Here is a 16,896-nt window from a genome sequence, read left to right as displayed (position 1 = left end):
AGGGAGCATTTCGATGCCCGACTATACGATTGAGACCACCTATCGTCTGCCGGTCTTCCGCCACCGGACCTATCGCTCCGAAACTTGCGATGCCGCATGCCGCGCGGCAATCGAGGACAACGACTGGGATGATGCCCGGCATGACTACGAGACCGCAGGCGAGACTCATGTGACCGGCATCTGGCAAGGCGCCGATGCCGCCTATCGCGCTCCGGCGATCCCAATTCGCCCTGAATTCAAGGAAACGGTTCAGCGCAAGGCGGTGCATTTCGAAATCCTGCTCGGGGTCCTGAAGATCATCCTCGCCGACATCCGGTCGGACAGGCCAAGCGCCTCCGAGTGGGTCGCAAGAGCGTCGTGGGCGGTCGCCCGGGCGGAGGCGATCCTTGCCGGCGCACCCGATCCCGAAACCGTGTCCGGGACAATTATAGGAGGCGAGAGCGATGGCTGAGATCATCGAGACTGTCGTCTACCGGTTGCATGAGCTGTCGGATGCGGCGAAGGACAGCGCTCGCGCCTGGTACCGCGAAGGCGGCTTTGACTACGACTGGTTCGATTTTTTCTATGAGGATTTCGAGCGCATCTGCGAAATCCTTGGCCTCCGCCTTAAGACACGCACAGTCCGTCTCCGGGGCGGAGGCTCCCGCAAAGACCCTTGTATCTGGTTCAGTGGGTTCTGGAGCCAAGGAGATGATGCATGCTTCGAAGCCTTGTATTCCCACGGCAAGCAGGCGCCACGCCGGATCAGGGAGTACGCGCCGCAGGATGCCGAGCTGCATCGGATCGCCGACATGCTTCAGGCAATTCAGCGGCGCAATTTCTATCAACTCCGCGCCGATGCCACCCATCGTGGCCACTACTACCATGCCTACTGCATGGCGATCTCGGTTGAGCGGGACAGTCCGTCGTACCAGGCAATGACGGTCAACGCGGAGGAAGCCGTCATCGAGAGCCTCCGCGATCTTGCTCGCTGGCTCTACCGGCAACTCGAGCGCGAATACCAGTACTTGACGTCGGACCAGGCCGTCGACGAAGCGATTTCGGCCAACGGCTACACCTTTACTGCATCCGGCCAGCGCTTCGGCTGATCCGCGCCGGTGCGGCCAATCTCAGAGGAAGAGGGCCGTCAGGCGGGGGCGGTCAAGATGCGGCGGAGGAAGAGAAGAAGTCTCGCCCGTCAAGGGTGAGGAATCCTGCCGTCGCGAACTCACACCTGACCAGATCATCGGCTGCCACCGCCTCCGGTAGTCACCATCCCCAACAGCCCGGCCCAGTGCCGGGCGTTCTCGTTTCAGGAGAGTCCTATGAACACGATGATTTCCAGCGTTCAACCGGCATCAGCCGGCTTCAAGGTCAATATTTCACGCGGCGAACGGATCGGACGGGTTTCGTCCGAATGGTTCTCGCGCCCGGATGACGAGCGATATCTGTCGCTTTCTGAACTCCACCACTCGGTCAAGTCAAGGGCCGAGCGAGCGCGTGTCCGGACAGTGGAAACTTCGGCGATCCGCGTCGAGGCGACGCGCAGCAATGCCGAACGATTGGAACTCGTCGTTCCCGGCGGGCGGCAGCCGATCGCGCCGACCCATTGGAGCTACGGGCAGCTCTGCAGCCTGGTCGGCGCTCCCGCGAGCTACATGCGCCAGCTTCCCGCGCCGCTTGCCGCGATCAACCTGCAGCACGGCCTTCTCGACGGCCGCGCCGAGCTCGTGAAGACGCTGGAGATGGACGACGGCCGCACCGAGCTCAGGGCTGTTACGGGTCCCGAATACGGCAGGATCTGGGACCACGCGCTCGTGTCGGCGATCATGAACATCGCCGGTAATGGGACCGGAGATACCATGTGGAAAATTCCAGGGGTCCTCGATTGGTCTTCCATGACCCACAACCCCTTCGTCGACATCACCAAAGATACGACGACACTCTATGCCTCCGACCGCGATGTCTTCGTATTTTTGGTCGATGACACCCACCCGATCGAGGCGGGGCGGTTGCCGAACGGCGAGCCCGATTTGTATTTCCGCGGCTTTTATGCCTGGAACAGCGAGGTCGGCTCGAAAGCTCTTGGAATCGCAAGCTTTTACCTGCGTGCCGTTTGTGCCAACAGGAATTTGTGGGGTACCGAAAATTTCCAGGAAATCACCATCCGGCACTCGAAGTTCGCGGCACAGCGCTTTGCCCATGAGGCAGCACCGGCGCTGAGGAATTTCGCCAATTCCTCGCCCGCCGCCTTTGTGGCCGGCATCCGCGCGGCACGCGAGCGGGTCGTTGCGCGAAACGACGAGGAGCGCACGGATTTCCTGCGCAAGCGCGGCTTCTCCAAGGCCGAATCCGGCAAGATCATCGAGACGGCGCTTTGCGAAGAAGGTCGCCCGCCCGAGTCGATTTTCGACTTCGTACAGGGAATCACGGCGCTCGCGCGGGGCAAAGCCCATCAGGACACCCGCCTCGAGCTGGAAGGCAAGGCAAAGAAGCTGCTCGAACAAGCTTCCTGATCGCCTCAGCAAACCTTTCAACCAACCCCGGATCGCCCGGCGTCGCGCCGGGCCTTCCCCTTGCTGCGGCTAAGAAGCCGAGACTGGGCTGATTACGCCTGATCCGATCCGACCTTAGGGGTTGAGCAGCAACCTTTCCCTTTGCTGAATTATGGAGAAATCTCATGAAGGGCACCAAAGCGTATCTGGTAGAGCCGCTACTCGCGACGATCCGCATCGTGGCGATCCCCCAAGAAAATCGGCTTGCCGTCATTCGAAACCTGATCGGCTGCGATCTCATCGACATGGTCCGGATCGACGACCGCCTCGCCCTCATCGTCGACGACAATGGTCTGCAGGAGACCCTGCCTTGCGTGACGCAGCTTCACGACTATCCATCACCGCTCGCCGGCAATCTCCTGATCATCGGTACAGATGTGTATGGCGAAACCATCGATGTCGCGGCCGCAATCGAAGACATCGCCAGCCGGCTCACGATCGTCAGGCCGGTTTTGCATCCGGTCTTCGAGACGCTGAACGGCCCCCGCATCTTCGGCACGCGGCTGAGCGCCATGGAAGTGCGTGTCGAACAGCGCCCGCCCGCCGTCGTCGAGGACAATTTCTACTGATCGTTGGGGGGCCGGCGATCTGCCTTCGCCAGCGCGCACCGATGTCCGGCCTCTTCGCCAAATCGAGGGATCGCAAACACATTCGCCGTGGCGCCCTTGGAAAAAGTGCAACGCTCATCTACATTGCATTTGAGATTTATCTACATGGAGATGGTCATGCCCATCAACGTCAACAATCCGGAAGCGGATGCTCTTACACGCAGGTTCGCGCAGATGGCCGGCGTCGGCATTACGGATGCAATCGTCATCGCGATGCGCGAAGCGATTGAGCGGCGGCGCCATGCCGAAACTCCGCTCGAAACCGCGGCGCGGCTACGGCGGAAGCATGGCGTGTCGATGAACGACGAGACACGAAAGCCGCTCTCTCGTGATGTCTTTGACGCCATGTGGAGCGAAGGCTGATGTTCGTCGATGCCTGCGCGATCGTAGCGCTTTTGTCGGACGAACCGGAAGCGGCCCGCGTGTCCGATGCCATCGCGTCAGCCAAAGTTTCTTTCACGTCGCCCGTCGCCATCCTTGAAACTGTTCTCGGTCTGGCGCGGCCCGACAAGTTCAATCTTCCAATCCCGGCCGTGGAAAACCTTGTGCAGGAGTTCCTGGACGAGCGGGGAATTGAGGTCCGCGACCTTCCGCCGGCGGCTGAGACAGCGCGGCTTGCCCTTGTTGCCGCACATCGTTATCGCAGCGGACGCCATGGCCTTAAGCTGGGCGACTGCTTGCACTACGCGTGCGCTAGGTTTCACGGCGTCGCGATCCTTGCCACGGCGGACGAATTCCGGTCGACAGACCTGGAAACCATTCTCTGATTCCGCTGCTACGGCAGTCTCGGCATATCGCCCTCGGCGACGCGCCAGACCCATGGGATCATTTCCGGCCGCGATTCCTTCAGATCCGCAAGCGCTGTCTCATAATCGTTGCTCGCCCCAGCCGGCACGATATACATCGCGACCGGCCCCGACCGTTCTTGGGGCAGCGTGATAGATGCGATCGGTTGATCTGCGGCTAGATTGAAGCGCAAGCCCTTGACGCTCTTGCGCCGCCGTCCGGACAACTTTTCCAAAAGGCGGTGTTCCTCGACGCTCTCGAACGGGATCCAGTTCTCATTGACCACCATCAGCGCGATTTCGTCCACCGTGGCTATCCCCGCCCCCGAAATTCCGAAGGTCGCGATCATGAGGAGATGGAACTCTTTGCTCGAGCGCCAGAGCTCGAGCTCTGTTTCAAACCTGGCGTTCAGGCGTCTCCAGGTGCCGCCTTCGATCATGAAGGGGAAGGGTAGGTGGCGCACCAGGATTTTCTGGCCGTCTCTTGCAGCGTCGAAGTCCTTCACCTCCGCCACCGCCAGCATGAGTTTACGCGGCCCCGAACCGGACGCTTTCGCGCCGGCAAGTGCCGCCGCACGGCGAGCAGCGATCCCTTCCTTATCCTCCTGGTGGAAAGCCTCGGGGACAAACAAGATGTCGCTTAGCGGCGCACCGCGAACGTTCATTTGGCTAGCCGCATTGACAAGGCTTGCGCGAACACGCGCCCAGCCGCGCTTTCCGCTCCAGAGCGCGGTCCACTCTGTCAGTTCGCCCGTATCCCAAAGATAGTGCAGCAGCGCGCGCAGCGACAGTTTCTTCGCTTCGTTGCGCACGCTCTCGGCCGGTGGCGATGGCTGAGCAGCGCTTGCGCGGCTGCCGCGTTTCGACAGCGAGAAGTCAAGCTTCAGCAGCGACGATCCGGATGCTGCGTCGATCTGGATCGCGTTCCCAATCAGTGGGCCGAGACCGGAGAGCTCGTAGGGCGGCTCAAAGGATGAGCAGCCGGTTTCATGATCCCGCCCGGTCAGCGGCATCCGCTTGACGAGGTATTGGCCGTCAACCTGGGCGATATACATCGGGACCGGCGGGTCCTTACACTGGCACTGCGGCCGGAGCTTCTGTTCATAGGCTTGCGGGAGGACACCCTGCAATTCCTGAGAACCCTCTTCGAATGACCTGCCGCCGATTAGGAACCGCCGCACATTGTCCCTCCTGACCTGTCATTCCAGTCCCACGTGATCGTGCCGACTGCGATGTAACACGAAGCCGGTCTACTTTACTAGCGCGAAGACACCACTATGGGTCATTGCTTCGGCCCGGCTGGGAACCAACACAGCGGAATTGGATGGGAACAACGGTGTGGGCCTGAGCTCGCACCGGTCGCAGCCCGTGTTGTGCCGGGTGCTGAGGATGGGAGAGGGAGAGAGGGGCCGAAATGGGTTGGCCTGGCGGGACTTGGAGAGCGTCCGGGCGGGCCGGTCCTTTCTCGCTCTCGAACAGGGTATCCCATGAACGTGATCTCTTCCCCGGCAGCCGATGCGGCCGCCATGCGGATTGGCGCCTCCAACGAACGCTTCCGCGCCAGTAAAATCCGCAAAGCCGGCGAGGCGCTTCTGCACCTTCTTGAACGTGGACAGCCAATCGCCGCCGCCGATCTCCGCACCAACCTGACCGACGCTTTCGGCGGCTCGGATGCCGCGGGCCTCTGGGCATGGAAAGACGCCTATGAGGCAAGCGAGGTCGCGCAGGTACTTTTCCTGCGCAAGTTCGGTGCGGCGATCGCCGCCGGCTCAAATGCGCCGCAGACAGCACTTGCGATGTTGACGAAGATCGCGAGCCTGATCCCGAGCCATACGCGCCGCTCCGAGGAAACCCAACGGTTCCAGCAATTCTCGACACCGATTCCGCTGGGTTATGTCGCAGCCCGCGCTGCCGGCCTCGTGACGGACGACATCGTGCTTGAACCCTCCGCCGGGACGGGACTGATGGCGATCTTTGCCGAGCTTGCCCATGCACGCTTGGCACTCAACGAATATGCGCCCGTCCGGCATGCGCTTCTCGAGCAACTCTTTGCGGCCTCGACGGTCACGCAGCATGACGCCGCCCACATCGACGACTACCTCGACCGCTCGGTGAGCCCGACCGTCGTGCTGATGAACCCGCCGTTTTCCGCCGGCGTTCACGTCGAGGGCCGCATGGCCGACGCCGCATGGCGTCATCTGATCTCGGCCTTCGCGCGGCTTGCCCCGGGTGGGCGGCTCGTGGCGATCACCGGTGGCAGCCTTTCTCCCGACAACCCGAACTGGCGCGACGCCTTCGTTCGCTTGCAGGAGCGCGGCTCGGTCCTGTTCAGCGCCGCCATCGGCGGCGGCGTTTATGCCCGGCACGGCACGACAATGGAGACGCGCCTGACGGTGATCGACAAAATCGCCCCCACCGATCCCGCGAACTTCGTTGCCTCGCACGGTGTCGCTCGCGATCCGGAAGCATTACTCGCCTGGATTTCCGACCTTCCGCCGCGTTCCCAGTGCCTCCTACCCATCGGCATCCTTTCCGACTGCACAACAATGGCTGCACGCCAACGTGACGACACGCTGCCCCCTGTGGCGGCCAGCGCGTCTACGGTGCGCTCTTCGCCTGCTGTCCGTGCCCCTCGTTCCGGGTTCTCGCCTGTGCGCCCTACCGACGATCAGTTCGTCGAACTCTCCTACGAGCTGCGCGATACTTCTCCCAAAATCCGGGTTGATGTCGCCGACGGCATTTACGAGCCCTATCAGCTGCAGGCCATCCAAATCCCGGACGCAAAGCCCCATCCGGACAGGCTGGTCGAGTCCGTCGCAATGGCGTCGGTCGCGCCACCCAAACCGACCTACCGCCCGCATCTGCCAAAGCGTGCCGTCACCAACGGCGATCTTTCCGACGCCCAGCTCGAAAGCGTGATCTATGCCGGCGAAGCCCATTCCGGCTATCTCGCCGGCCACTGGTCCGTCGATGCGAGCTTTGACAATCTCAGGGCCGTGACTCCAAACGCCGAGGGCGCGGTCCGCTATCGGCGCGGCTGGTTCCTGGGAGACGGCACAGGCGCCGGCAAGGGCCGTCAAGCGGCCGGGATTATTTTGGACAACTGGCTTAAAGGACGCCGCCGCCATCTGTGGATCTCGAAATCCGAGACCCTGATCGAGGATGCACAGCGCGACTGGAGCGCGCTCGGCCAGGAGAAGCTGCAGGTCACGCCGCTTTCACGGTTCCGCCAGGGCGCGCCGATCAAGCTCCACGAAGGCATCCTCTTCGTCACTTTCGCCACACTGCGAAGTGACGAACGCGAGGGAAAGCGGTCGCGCGTCCAGCAGATCGTTGACTGGTTGGGAGGCGATTTTGACGGAGTTGTGATCTTCGACGAAGGTCATGCGATGGCAAACGCTGCGGGCGGCAGGTCCGAGCGCGGGAAAAAGGCTGCTTCGCAACAGGGCCGCGCCGGTCTGCGTCTGCAGCGAGCCCTTCCCGATGCCCGCGTCGTCTATGTCTCCGCGACCGGTGCATCCGAAGTCGAGTCGCTTGCCTATGCCGAACGGCTGGGCCTCTGGGGCGGCGCCGACTTTCCGTTCTCGACACGATCCGAGTTCATCGCGGCGATCGAGGACGGTGGGGTGGCGACCATGGAAGTGCTTGCCCGCGATCTCAAGGCGATGGGCCTCTACGCCTCGCGGTCGCTCTCCTTCGAAGGAGTCGAATACGATATCCTCGAACATGCGCTCACCGACGAACAGGTACGCATCTACGATTCCTACGCCGAGGCCTTCCAGGTCATTCATAATCATCTCGACGCGGCGCTCGAGGCCTCCGGCATTTGTAGCAGCACGGGCACACTCAACAGAAGCGCCAAGGCCGCGGCGCGTTCGGCCTTCGAAAGCTCGAAGCAGCGTTTCTTCAATCATCTTCTGACCTCGATGAAGACACCGGCGCTGATCCGTGCGATCAACAAGGATCTGGAGCAAGGCCACGCGACCATCATTCAGATCATCTCCACCGGCCAGTCGCTCACCGAACGCCGGCTGGCAGAAATCCCGACTGAGGAGTGGGGCGATATCCAGGTCGACGTTACACCGCGCGAGATCGTCGCGGAATATCTCAATCATTCCTTCCCGATCCAGCTTTTCGAGGAATACTCTGACGACCAGGGCAATCTGCTGTCGCGGCCGGTCCATGATGCCGAGGGCAATCCAGTCCTTTGCCGCGAAGCCGTCGCCCGCCGGGACGCTCTCCTCGAAAGGCTCGGCAGTCTTCCGGCCATTCCAACCGCGCTCGACCAGATCGTCCAGCACTTCGGCACGAACCGCGTTGCCGAGATCACCGGCCGCTCGCGCCGGATCGTGCGCCGCGACGGCAGTGGCGCGATTGCCCGCTTTGCCGTCGAGAACCGGCCGGGCAGCGCCAATCTCGACGAGACGGGCGCTTTCATGGATGACGAGAAGCCGATCCTGATCTTCTCCGAAGCCGGCGGCACGGGACGCTCCTACCATGCCGACCTCGGCGCCAGGAACCAGCGGCTGCGTCTCCACAATCTCCTCGAAGCCGGCTGGCGGGCGGACGTGGCGATCCAGGGGCTGGGACGCAGCCATCGCACCAACCAGGCGCAGCCGCCGCGCTTCCGAATGATCGCCACCAACGTCAAGGCCGAACGGCGGTTTCTCTCGACCATTGCCCGACGTCTCGACACGCTCGGAGCGATCACTCGCGGACAGCGGCAGACGGGCGGGCAGGGGATGTTCCGCTCCGAAGATAATCTCGAATCCCAATATGCCCGCGATGCGCTGCGGCAGTTCTATAGGCTCATCCATGGCGGCGGGATCCAAGGCTGCTCGCTCGAAACGTTCGAGACGATCACCGGCCTTTCATTGACGGCAGAGGAAGGTGGTCTCAAGGACGAACTGCCGCCGATTCACACCTTCCTCAACCGGATGCTGGCGCTGACGGTTCGCATGCAGAACTTGCTGTTCGATGCCTTCGAACAATTGCTCGCCGCCCGGATCGAGGGCGCGATTGCGGCCGGCGTTTACGACAAGGGGCTGGAGACGCTGGTTGCGGACCGCATGACGGTGAAGGATCGGCGGCTGGTCTATACCCATCCGGTCACCGGCGCGCAGTCGCATCTCTTGACCATCGAACGCATGGATCGCAACAGGCCGATAGTTCTTTCCGACGCATTGGAACTCGCCGCGCACGATCGCCAAGCGAAGCTTGTGATCAACGGGAAGTCCGGCCGCCCGGCCGTCCAGGTTCCGGCTCGCTCAGTCATGCTCGATGACGGATCGATTGAGCCGCGCGTGGCGCTCATCCGGCCGATGGACGAGATCCGTTTCGAACTGCGTCAGCTCGATGAGACGAATTGGGAGGAAACGGACAAGCAAACCTTCTCCGCCGCCTGGGAGGCCGAGGTCGCCAATCTCCCCGAATTTTCGCTGTCGACCATGCACGTCGTCTCCGGCCTGCTCTTACCGATCTGGAAACTGCTGCCGCAGGACTATTGCCGAGTCTACCGGCTGGAAACCGACGAGGGCGAGCGCATCGTCGGCCGTCTGATAACTCCTGAAGGGCTCTCTCGGCTGTGCCGGAATTTCGGGCTCGACCAGACCGAAGTCGTCAGCGCCGATCACGTCTGGCAATCGCTGCTTGCTGGATCCTCGGTTGTCGCCCTTGCCGGCGGCATGACGCTGCGGCGTGTCCGGGTGATGAACAACTACCGCATCGAGCTCACCGGCTTCACCGACGGCATGCGCGACAGGCTCCGCGCAATCGGCCTGTTCTCGGAAATGATCGCCTGGAAATTGCGGTACTTCATTCCAACGTCGAAGGAAGGGCCGGGGATCCTGTCGCGTCTGATCGGACGGCATCACGTTGTCGACGTCGACGGCCGGGGGTGATCCTGATGTTATCCGCCTCCCAACTGGCGGATCGTCTCGCGCGCGACGCGGAGGCTGTCTGCCGCTATTATCTCTCCGCCGGCCACCGGGCCGGCAATTACTGGATCGTCGGCGATGTCGCCAACACCAAGGGCCGTTCGCTCTATGTTCGGCTTAAAGGTGATCGTGCGGGTCGCTGGACAGATGCCGCCTCCGGCCAGTATGGCGATTTGCTCGATCTCGTACGAGAGGCCTGTGGGCTTGTCGACTTTCGTGACGTCGCCGATGAAGCGCGGCGTTTCCTGAACGAGCCCCGTGATCCAGCCCGTGCTGAACCGGGATTGTCGCGCAGCGGTGACGCTCGAACCGCGTCGACCGACCGACCGTCTGGCGAACGGGCGCGACGGCTGTTTCGGATGACCCAGCCGCTTGCCGCCACGCTCGCCGACGGCTACCTGCGCCAGCGCGGCATCCTGCGGGCGGCCTTGCATCCGGCGCTGCGGTTTCACCCATCCTGCTACTACCGCGATCTCGCAAGCGGCAGGACCAGCCGCTATCCGGCCTTGATCGCTGCCGTGACCAATCGATCCGGTGCGATTACGGGCGTCCATCGCACGTACCTTGCGTGCTCCGGATCCGAGCCGGGCTGCATCGGCAAGGCTCCGGTCGACACACCCCGCCGTGCGCTGGGTACGCTGCTCGGCAATGCAGTGCGGTTCGGCTTTCCCGCAAAGGACCTTGTGCCGGTCATGATCGCGGGTGAAGGACTCGAAAGCATATTGTCGCTGTCTCATGTGATGCCCGCCATGCCGATGGTTTCGGCGCTGACGGCCAATCACCTCGCCGCCTTCCGGCCGCCGGCAGGGTGTCTGCGCCTCTACCTCGCCGCTGACGCCGATGCCGCCGGCCGGCACGGCATCGAAGGGTTGAGCCGCCGGGCGCAGGCGCTCGGCATCCTGCCGCTGGTGCTTAACCCCGAACTCGGCGACTTCAACGAGGACCTGCGACGTCTTGGGCCCGACCGGCTCTTGGCAAATCTCCGCGACCAGCTCGCACCGGAGGATGCGCATACGCTTCTGTCCGTATGACGCGGCAGCCGGGGAGGCACATGGCGAGCGCGGTGTTGCGGCGTGATGAACAGTGCCGGTCCGGAAAGGCCGCCATCCGGGTTTGCGCGCCTGCGGGCCTGGCGAGAGGCGACCCTTATCATGCCGCGTCCAGGCCTTCAGCGGGTCGGTCAGGTTTCTTCCCCGCGCCGGCGCATCTTTCGCGCATCGGCTGATCCGGAAGGCGGTCACGCTTCCGGGCCGATGCCGGGCCGGCGCTCCTCGCGGGCCAAGAAACCTTCCCTCCGCCGCCCGGCACTTCGCTGGGCCGCTCGCGTTGCTCGCGGTTCCAGCCCGTCCGCTGCATGAACAGGGATCGCCGTCAGGCCGCGAGAGGCGCGGCCGAAACCGACGGAGACCATCATGAACCGCACGCTTCCTATTGACGACGCATTCGAGCCGCGCCACGCATCCTCCCCGACCGACCGCTTCATCTACGAGATGCAGATCCATGGCTATCGCCCCTTCCAGGACGAGCCAGATCCACGGCCTCTACCGGAGGAACCGGTCCTCCGCTCCGCGCTGACCGTAATCTTCGACGCGCTCACAGAGATGCTCGGCGACACGCGGCTGGAACCCGATCTCGAAGATCTTTACTGGTCGACCGTCAATCTTTTCCACCGCGCCGGCGAGCGCATCCAGCGCGAACTGCAGCGCAACGAAGATGCGCAACGAACCGGGCAGAGCGAACAGGACGGCTCGGAGGTGAAAAGCGTCGAGCTCGAGCGGCATATCGCCGAAGGCATCACGCTCCTCGAGCGTCGCAACGCATTCGAGTTCATGCGCGACTATGCGGCTGACCTGTTCGAAGCCGAGACGGGTTCGGCCTGGCGGCCGCGCACTGGCTCCAAGGTCAGCCACGCCAACATGACGGCGGCCATGATCGACTCGAAAGACTTCCTCTCGGCCCGCCGTCGCGCCGAGACCGAGGTGCTGATCCCGGCCGGTACCAAGATCGCCTTTTCCGGCGGCATGGACTACAACGATCATGAGCGGATCTGGGGTAAACTTGACCTTGCCCATGCCAAGCATCCCGACATGGTTCTCCTGCACGGCGGCTCTCCGAAAGGCGCCGAGCGCATCGCCGCCTGCTGGGCCGAAAGCCGCAAAGTGACGCAGATCGCCTTCAAGCCGAACTGGGCAAAGCACGCCAAGGCAGCTCCTTTTCGTCGAAACGACGAGATGTTGTCGGTGATCCCCGCGGGCGTCATCATCTTCCCGGGCTCCGGGATTACCGGCAATCTCGCCGACAAGGCCCGCCGCCTCGGTATCCCCGTCTGGCAGGCGAACGGCGAGAGCGTTTGAGCGACCTTGGAGAACTGCCATGCGGGATGACCGCATGGCATTATTCGTGATTGAGCCTCAAGCCCTGCCTTGACCGCTCCCGCTCTCTCTTGTTCATTCAGGCCATGGTCACGACCTTCAATGCCGTCCAGATTCGCGTTTGCCTCGACGAGATCGAGCCGGATGTGTGGCGTCGTCTCGTCCTGCCGAGCCAATGGAACCTCGAGCATTTGCACCTTGCCATCCAGGCGGCATTCAACTGGTGGAATTATCATTTCCACGAGTTCCGTATCGGCGGACTGCGCTATGGTGACGTCGCGCTCCTGACGGAAGATGCGCTTGACGACGATCCGCGCGTCTTTGATTTTCGGGAGGTGCGCCTTTGCGATTTCGAAGAAGGCGCCAGCTTCGCCTATATCTACGATTTCGGCGACAACTGGCGCCATCGGGTTGTGGTGGAAGCGTTTCTTGCACTGGACAAGCCCCCGAAATATGGCGCCTGCATCGAAGGCGCGTGGGCGCGGCCGCCCGAAGATGTCGGTGGCGTGAGCGGATACGAACGCTTCCTCGAAATCATGGCCGACCTGTCCGATCCCGAACACGCGGAAACCAAACGCTGGTGCGGTGGGCATTTCGATCCGGCATGGTTCGATCTGAAGCTCGTTGACAAGGACGTCCGCAATGCGCTTCGAGCAGGCGTCAAGCGGCGACTTTATCAACCGAAGCCATCGACGCGTCGCGACGGATCGGAATCGTGACATGTCGTCTTTATCGTCTTGTCGAAGGGGCATGGCCACACCGGTCGGACTGCCGTGGCGATTGGTTGCGCAGAGGCGAAGGACGCGCCACCGCCATGACGAACGCCGCCGCGCGGACGTTGCTCCGCCGATTGAAATGCGGCGTCCTTGTCATTCCATTCTTGGCTCGACTCGCTCCGAAAACCGACTTCAGTTCGCCGGCGGATGCAATCTCGTATCGAGCGCGAACGGTTCTTGGAGCTTAAGAGCATATTCACCGGATGCGACGCTCGCCACGAAGATCAGGTTCCAACTATATCGCGACACCGCGCTCGGTATGGCGACGAAACGATGTCTCTTCAGCAGGTCGTCGCCGAAGGCCTGCTGGCCCGCCCCTGGTATGCCAGGGTGCAGCCAGTTCGGATTGGGAACGGTCGACGGGTCAACGACATGTATGGCGGCAATGTCGTGGATGACCGCCGCGGTTAATTTATGAGGAACCGTGTCAAGGGCGCTAAAGCCTTTGTGAACGGCAACTTCGAGAATTGCGGTAGCGGGGTCCAGTGAACAATAGACTGCTCTGACACCTTTGCTGTTCCAGCGGCCGCCGACCCGATAGGCACCTTCGCCGCGGTCCCAGGTGGAGGCATGGACGGCCTGGTCGAGACGCCATGCTATTAGCTCGGTTCCTCCGAGCGCAATCGGCAGGGGCGTCATGCATAGACGCCATATTCAAGCCGCTCAAGGTGATCTTCGACCAACTCGATACCTGCAGGCGTTCCCAGAAGATCAATCGGACGCCGATTGTCCAATCCAATCGCCGGACGCTCCAGCCATTGCTCGGCTTCCTCTTGCGTGCCCAGCACGTCGGTTGCCTTGGTCAGAATCTCCGCGAATTTCCATGTTCTTCCGCTCTGCTCTTGGCTCAATGGCTTGGCCAGCGCATCTTTGCGCCTTTGCCAGGTTCTAAGACTCATGCCGATCGCTTTTTCAAGCGACTCCGTCTTGTCGATAAACACCAGTTGACCGACCAGATGATTGAGCGCGGAGGCTGGCAATCCGCTCAGGATCAGTTCGTGGGCATCAAGCGTGCTGGTCAGCCGACGCGCCAAAATCCGCGATCCGCCAAGCAGGGCCTCCACTTTCTGTAGACCGCCGCTGGTTGGTTCTTCCATAACCTTGTTCACGGTAGCTGTCATAGCTGCCTCCTTCGCGTCACTTGTCACTTTCAATATGACAGTTGACGCGAAGAATTTCAAGGCGGAGGGAGCGACGGTTGGAGGCTTATGGCCTGTCTATCGCCGCCAATGGATCACTTCCTGAATGCGAAGGCGTGCCGGTGTTGCTATTTATTCAATGCATCCTTCAGCGCCTTGGCGGGCGTGAACGCGAGTTTTCTTGCCGCGGCAACCTTGATTGTGGCGCCGGTCGCGGGATTGCGTGCTTCGCGCTCAGGCGTGTCTTTTGGCTTAAACTTGCCGAAGCCCGGGATCGACGTTTCAGCGCCTGTGGTCGCGGCCGTGGTGATCTCCCGGAATACGGCTTCGACGATCGCCTTGCTCTGCGCTTTGGTCAACTGATGGTCGGCGGCAATCTTGTCGGCGATTTCATTGGTTGTGGTCATGATCAGTCCCTCTCTAAATGCATGACCATGTCACCGAAGGACGGTCGATGTCACCTTTCCGGCCGGTCGCCCTGTCCGGTTCAAGTGGCATTTCCACAGTTTCCGACGGGAATGTAGCCCTTCTGGCGTTTCCGCCGCGCCAATTCCAGGAAATGGCGTGCCGCGTCCCCCTCCGTCGGAAAGACCTCGCATTTGATGCCGCCGCGTTTGCCGATCCGCCCCCAGGACCGCACGACAGCCGTCTCGCCGAACAACGTCGTCTCGATCGCCAGCATATAATAGCGCGCCATGTTGCGTGTGGCGTCGATGCGCTGACAGTAGAGTTTGAACGGGTAGAGAGCCATGTCTCGAAGAATCGTGGCATACGCCCGTCCTGTCCAACGACTGTTTTGAATCGATCAACCCGAACCGATTCACGGCGTTGATAGAAGGATCGGATCGAGCGGCCGGAGCGTGAAGGGTCAATTGCCGCAAGATGCCAGATCGTGCCCCCGGTTGTCGGCGACGGGGCCGACTGACTTGCTGCCGGGTGTGGCGCGACGGCGATCTCGACTTTTCTTGGGAAGGCTTTGAAGCCAGCGCTCGGTTTGCTTATCAGCTGCGGTGCGGGCGAGGGGGCAGGGTGATCCTGATGTTGCCGTATTCGTTCACGCCGTCAGACCTGGCCCGGCGCAATCGGATGGCCATTGCTGCATCAACCTTCGTTCGCGCTCCGGGGCCATTCCCCTTCTCTATGTCGCCTTTCTAAGGGACCGGCCGCAACCAGCGTCAACCCCGCAAGGGGGTTCCCCTGCGCTCCGCTCCGGTGACGCCTGCGGCGCGGCCCCTTCTTCGGGCGCCATCGGGAATGGTCCCGAGCAACCGAAGGAGTAACTACCATGGCCACCACGATCGCAACCCTCACTCAGAAGACCGACGGCAGCCTCGAAGGGATCTTCGCAACCATCCGGGTCAACGCCCCGATCGCCATCGTCCCGAACACCCACAAGGCAAGCGAGGAAGCCCCCGACTACCGCATCATCCACCGCAAGACCGGTTTCGAGATCGGCGCCGGGTGGAACCGCATCGCCCGCCAGACCGGCGAGGAATACCTCTCGGTCAAGCTGGAGGCCCCTGAGATCGGCGTCATCTTCGGAAATCTCGCCCCCGCGCCCGGCGGCGAACCGAACCGCAAGGTCATCCTCTGGAACAACCCGGCCTGAAGGCCGGTGACCGGCCCCTTAAGGGGCCGGTCCCATCCCGGACACGACACCGCTCCGAAAAGGACCTTCCCATGAGCCGCTACACCATCACCGTCGCTCAGCTTGCCAGCCAAGCAACCGATCCGGATGCTATTATCGGCTACGATCGTCCACTGCAGACCTTCTTCCTGCAGGCATTCCCCGACTCGGAAGGCGAGGATCTCGCCCTCTGGCTCGGAACCGATTTCCGAGCCTACGAAACGCTTTCCGCTCTGCGCACCGCGGCACTGGCTCAGGGCTACGACTTCCTCCCGATGGCCGCCGATACGGTCAGGTCTCTCGCCGACGATCTCGCCCGCGAAGGATGGCGCTCTCATGCCGACCCTCTCCTTGAAGCGCTGTTGAGCGGCAAGACCACCCCGACCTGATCTCGCGGTAACGTCTGAGCCCGCAGTTATCCGATGACGGCAGCGGGCGATATCTGATCCAGAATTACGTCGGCGCCATTTCGCCGAGCGTGCCTTCCGGGGCTGCTCTCAGAGGCGGCAGCTTCGCTGCCGCTCGCTTTTTGGTGCCACACGAGAGGTTGGTTTTCTGCTCAGACTGTCCAAGTCTGTCATGAGGCAAGGAAGGCCTCAAGGCCCGAGCGGCCCCTCGCAATTTTTCCTCCGCTGCGTTGCACTCCGCTCCGGAAAAATCGGTTCCTCCGCTCGTCCGGCTCCGCCGGTCGCGTTCCGCGAGCCTTGACCCCTTCCTTGCCTCATGACGGCCGTCGGCATCTTTCACGTCAACAAGGATGACGACGATGACGAACAGCTACTATTTCACCCTTGAATGCACCATCGAGGAACTGCGGGCCGAGGCGAAAGAGGCGGCGTCCCTGGAAGAGCGCCGCATGATCGAGGCTGAGCTGGAGGCGCTCAAGGCTGAACTCGAAGAATATGCCCGGGAGCAGCTGCCGTGAGGCAGCTTCTTTCGCTCGGCTCTGGAGCGCGAGAGGCCGGATCGACCGGCCCCTCGCGCTGGCACCGTGTTCCAACAGTTGCGCTATGGCTTGATCGCGATTAGACTCGTGCAGAAACGCCAGTATATAGCAACAGCCGGATTTCCCGCCGTTGCCAGCAGATGCAAGTGAGAGCGCCCTCGTCGCACGCCGCA

18 protein-coding genes are annotated in these 16,896 nt (G+C 62.2%); 13 read left to right on the top strand and 5 right to left on the bottom strand.

The features are described 5' to 3' along the window. The first annotated feature begins 13 nt into the window (after positions 1–13). From EKH55_RS28725 to EKH55_RS28700, 6 genes are all read left to right on the top strand, one after another. A complete protein-coding gene (locus tag EKH55_RS28725) occupies positions 14–451 on the top strand; it encodes a hypothetical protein (RefSeq protein WP_069460891.1) in 438 nt (145 codons plus the stop codon). Continuing rightward, entirely contained in the window at positions 444–1,088 is a 645-nt protein-coding gene (locus EKH55_RS28720; RefSeq protein WP_069460890.1) for an antitoxin of toxin-antitoxin stability system, read from the top strand. The genes EKH55_RS28725 and EKH55_RS28720 overlap by 8 nt, the downstream gene beginning before the upstream one ends. Positions 1,089–1,304: 216 nt before the next feature. Then, on the top strand, positions 1,305–2,495 hold the full coding sequence (locus EKH55_RS28715) for a DUF932 domain-containing protein (protein WP_069460889.1): 1,191 nt from the start codon (positions 1,305–1,307) through the stop codon (positions 2,493–2,495). 164 nt (positions 2,496–2,659) lie between these two features. Beyond that, complete coding sequence (locus tag EKH55_RS28710; RefSeq protein WP_069460888.1) at positions 2,660–3,103, top strand: DUF3846 domain-containing protein; 444 nt, start codon at positions 2,660–2,662, stop codon at positions 3,101–3,103. Positions 3,104–3,259: 156 nt separating this feature from the next. Continuing rightward, positions 3,260–3,505: a type II toxin-antitoxin system VapB family antitoxin gene (locus EKH55_RS28705; protein WP_069460926.1), complete on the top strand. Its 246-nt coding sequence runs from the start codon at positions 3,260–3,262 to the stop codon at positions 3,503–3,505. Further along, the gene (locus EKH55_RS28700) at positions 3,505–3,909 is read left to right on the top strand and encodes a type II toxin-antitoxin system VapC family toxin (RefSeq protein ID WP_069460887.1); all 405 of its coding nucleotides are present in this window, start codon (positions 3,505–3,507) and stop codon (positions 3,907–3,909) included. Before EKH55_RS28705 ends, EKH55_RS28700 begins: the two co-directional genes overlap by 1 nt. Before the next feature lie 8 nt (positions 3,910–3,917). Here the strand turns inward: EKH55_RS28700 and EKH55_RS28695 are convergent, their stop codons facing one another. Further along, entirely contained in the window at positions 3,918–5,108 is a 1,191-nt protein-coding gene (locus EKH55_RS28695) for a DUF1173 domain-containing protein (protein WP_069460886.1), read from the bottom strand. A 306-nt stretch (positions 5,109–5,414) separates the two neighbouring features. On the opposite strand from EKH55_RS28695, the gene EKH55_RS28690 reads away from it, so the two are divergent. From EKH55_RS28690 to EKH55_RS28675, 4 genes are all read left to right on the top strand, one after another. Next, complete coding sequence (locus tag EKH55_RS28690) at positions 5,415–9,827, top strand: strawberry notch family protein (RefSeq protein WP_069460885.1); 4,413 nt, start codon at positions 5,415–5,417, stop codon at positions 9,825–9,827. 5 nt (positions 9,828–9,832) lie between these two features. Then, positions 9,833–10,894 carry a DUF7146 domain-containing protein gene (locus tag EKH55_RS28685; protein WP_069460925.1) on the top strand — a complete coding sequence of 354 codons (1,062 nt, stop codon included), beginning with the start codon at positions 9,833–9,835 and terminating at the stop codon, positions 10,892–10,894. Positions 10,895–11,275: 381 nt separating this feature from the next. Continuing rightward, a complete protein-coding gene (locus tag EKH55_RS28680) occupies positions 11,276–12,217 on the top strand; it encodes a DUF2493 domain-containing protein (RefSeq protein WP_069460884.1) in 942 nt (313 codons plus the stop codon). Between the two features lie 104 nt (positions 12,218–12,321). Then, positions 12,322–12,954 (top strand): plasmid pRiA4b ORF-3 family protein, encoded by a 633-nt coding sequence (locus tag EKH55_RS28675; RefSeq protein ID WP_151614016.1) that lies wholly within the window; start codon positions 12,322–12,324, stop codon positions 12,952–12,954. Positions 12,955–13,143: 189 nt separating this feature from the next. On the opposite strand, the gene EKH55_RS28670 is transcribed toward EKH55_RS28675, so the two are convergent. The 4 genes from EKH55_RS28670 to EKH55_RS28655 all read right to left on the bottom strand — a co-directional run bounded on the left by EKH55_RS28670 (position 13,144) and on the right by EKH55_RS28655 (position 14,901). Beyond that, positions 13,144–13,650 (bottom strand): RES family NAD+ phosphorylase, encoded by a 507-nt coding sequence (locus tag EKH55_RS28670; RefSeq protein ID WP_069460883.1) that lies wholly within the window; start codon positions 13,648–13,650, stop codon positions 13,144–13,146. Continuing rightward, positions 13,647–14,132: a type II RES/Xre toxin-antitoxin system antitoxin gene (parS, locus tag EKH55_RS28665; protein WP_069460882.1), complete on the bottom strand. Its 486-nt coding sequence runs from the start codon at positions 14,130–14,132 to the stop codon at positions 13,647–13,649. The genes EKH55_RS28670 and parS overlap by 4 nt, the downstream gene beginning before the upstream one ends. 146 nt (positions 14,133–14,278) lie before the next feature. Further along, the gene (locus tag EKH55_RS28660; RefSeq protein ID WP_069460881.1) at positions 14,279–14,557 is read right to left on the bottom strand and encodes an HU family DNA-binding protein; all 279 of its coding nucleotides are present in this window, start codon (positions 14,555–14,557) and stop codon (positions 14,279–14,281) included. A gap of 80 nt (positions 14,558–14,637) precedes the next feature. Beyond that, complete coding sequence (locus tag EKH55_RS28655) at positions 14,638–14,901, bottom strand: WGR domain-containing protein (RefSeq protein ID WP_069460880.1); 264 nt, start codon at positions 14,899–14,901, stop codon at positions 14,638–14,640. Positions 14,902–15,435: 534 nt separating this feature from the next. On the opposite strand from EKH55_RS28655, the gene EKH55_RS28650 reads away from it, so the two are divergent. The 3 genes from EKH55_RS28650 to EKH55_RS29590 all read left to right on the top strand — a co-directional run bounded on the left by EKH55_RS28650 (position 15,436) and on the right by EKH55_RS29590 (position 16,702). Then, positions 15,436–15,759 carry a DUF736 domain-containing protein gene (locus EKH55_RS28650; RefSeq protein ID WP_069460879.1) on the top strand — a complete coding sequence of 108 codons (324 nt, stop codon included), beginning with the start codon at positions 15,436–15,438 and terminating at the stop codon, positions 15,757–15,759. A 71-nt stretch (positions 15,760–15,830) separates the two neighbouring features. Then, a complete protein-coding gene (locus tag EKH55_RS28645) occupies positions 15,831–16,166 on the top strand; it encodes a hypothetical protein (protein ID WP_069460878.1) in 336 nt (111 codons plus the stop codon). A gap of 377 nt (positions 16,167–16,543) precedes the next feature. After that, entirely contained in the window at positions 16,544–16,702 is a 159-nt protein-coding gene (locus tag EKH55_RS29590; protein ID WP_165614758.1) for a hypothetical protein, read from the top strand. The last annotated feature ends 194 nt before the right edge of the window (positions 16,703–16,896 follow it).

Source organism: Sinorhizobium alkalisoli (assembly GCF_008932245.1).
Classification (GTDB): domain Bacteria; phylum Pseudomonadota; class Alphaproteobacteria; order Rhizobiales; family Rhizobiaceae; genus Sinorhizobium; species Sinorhizobium alkalisoli.
The sequence above is the reverse complement of the archived record's forward strand: the minus strand, read 5'-3'. Positions and strand labels throughout refer to the sequence as shown.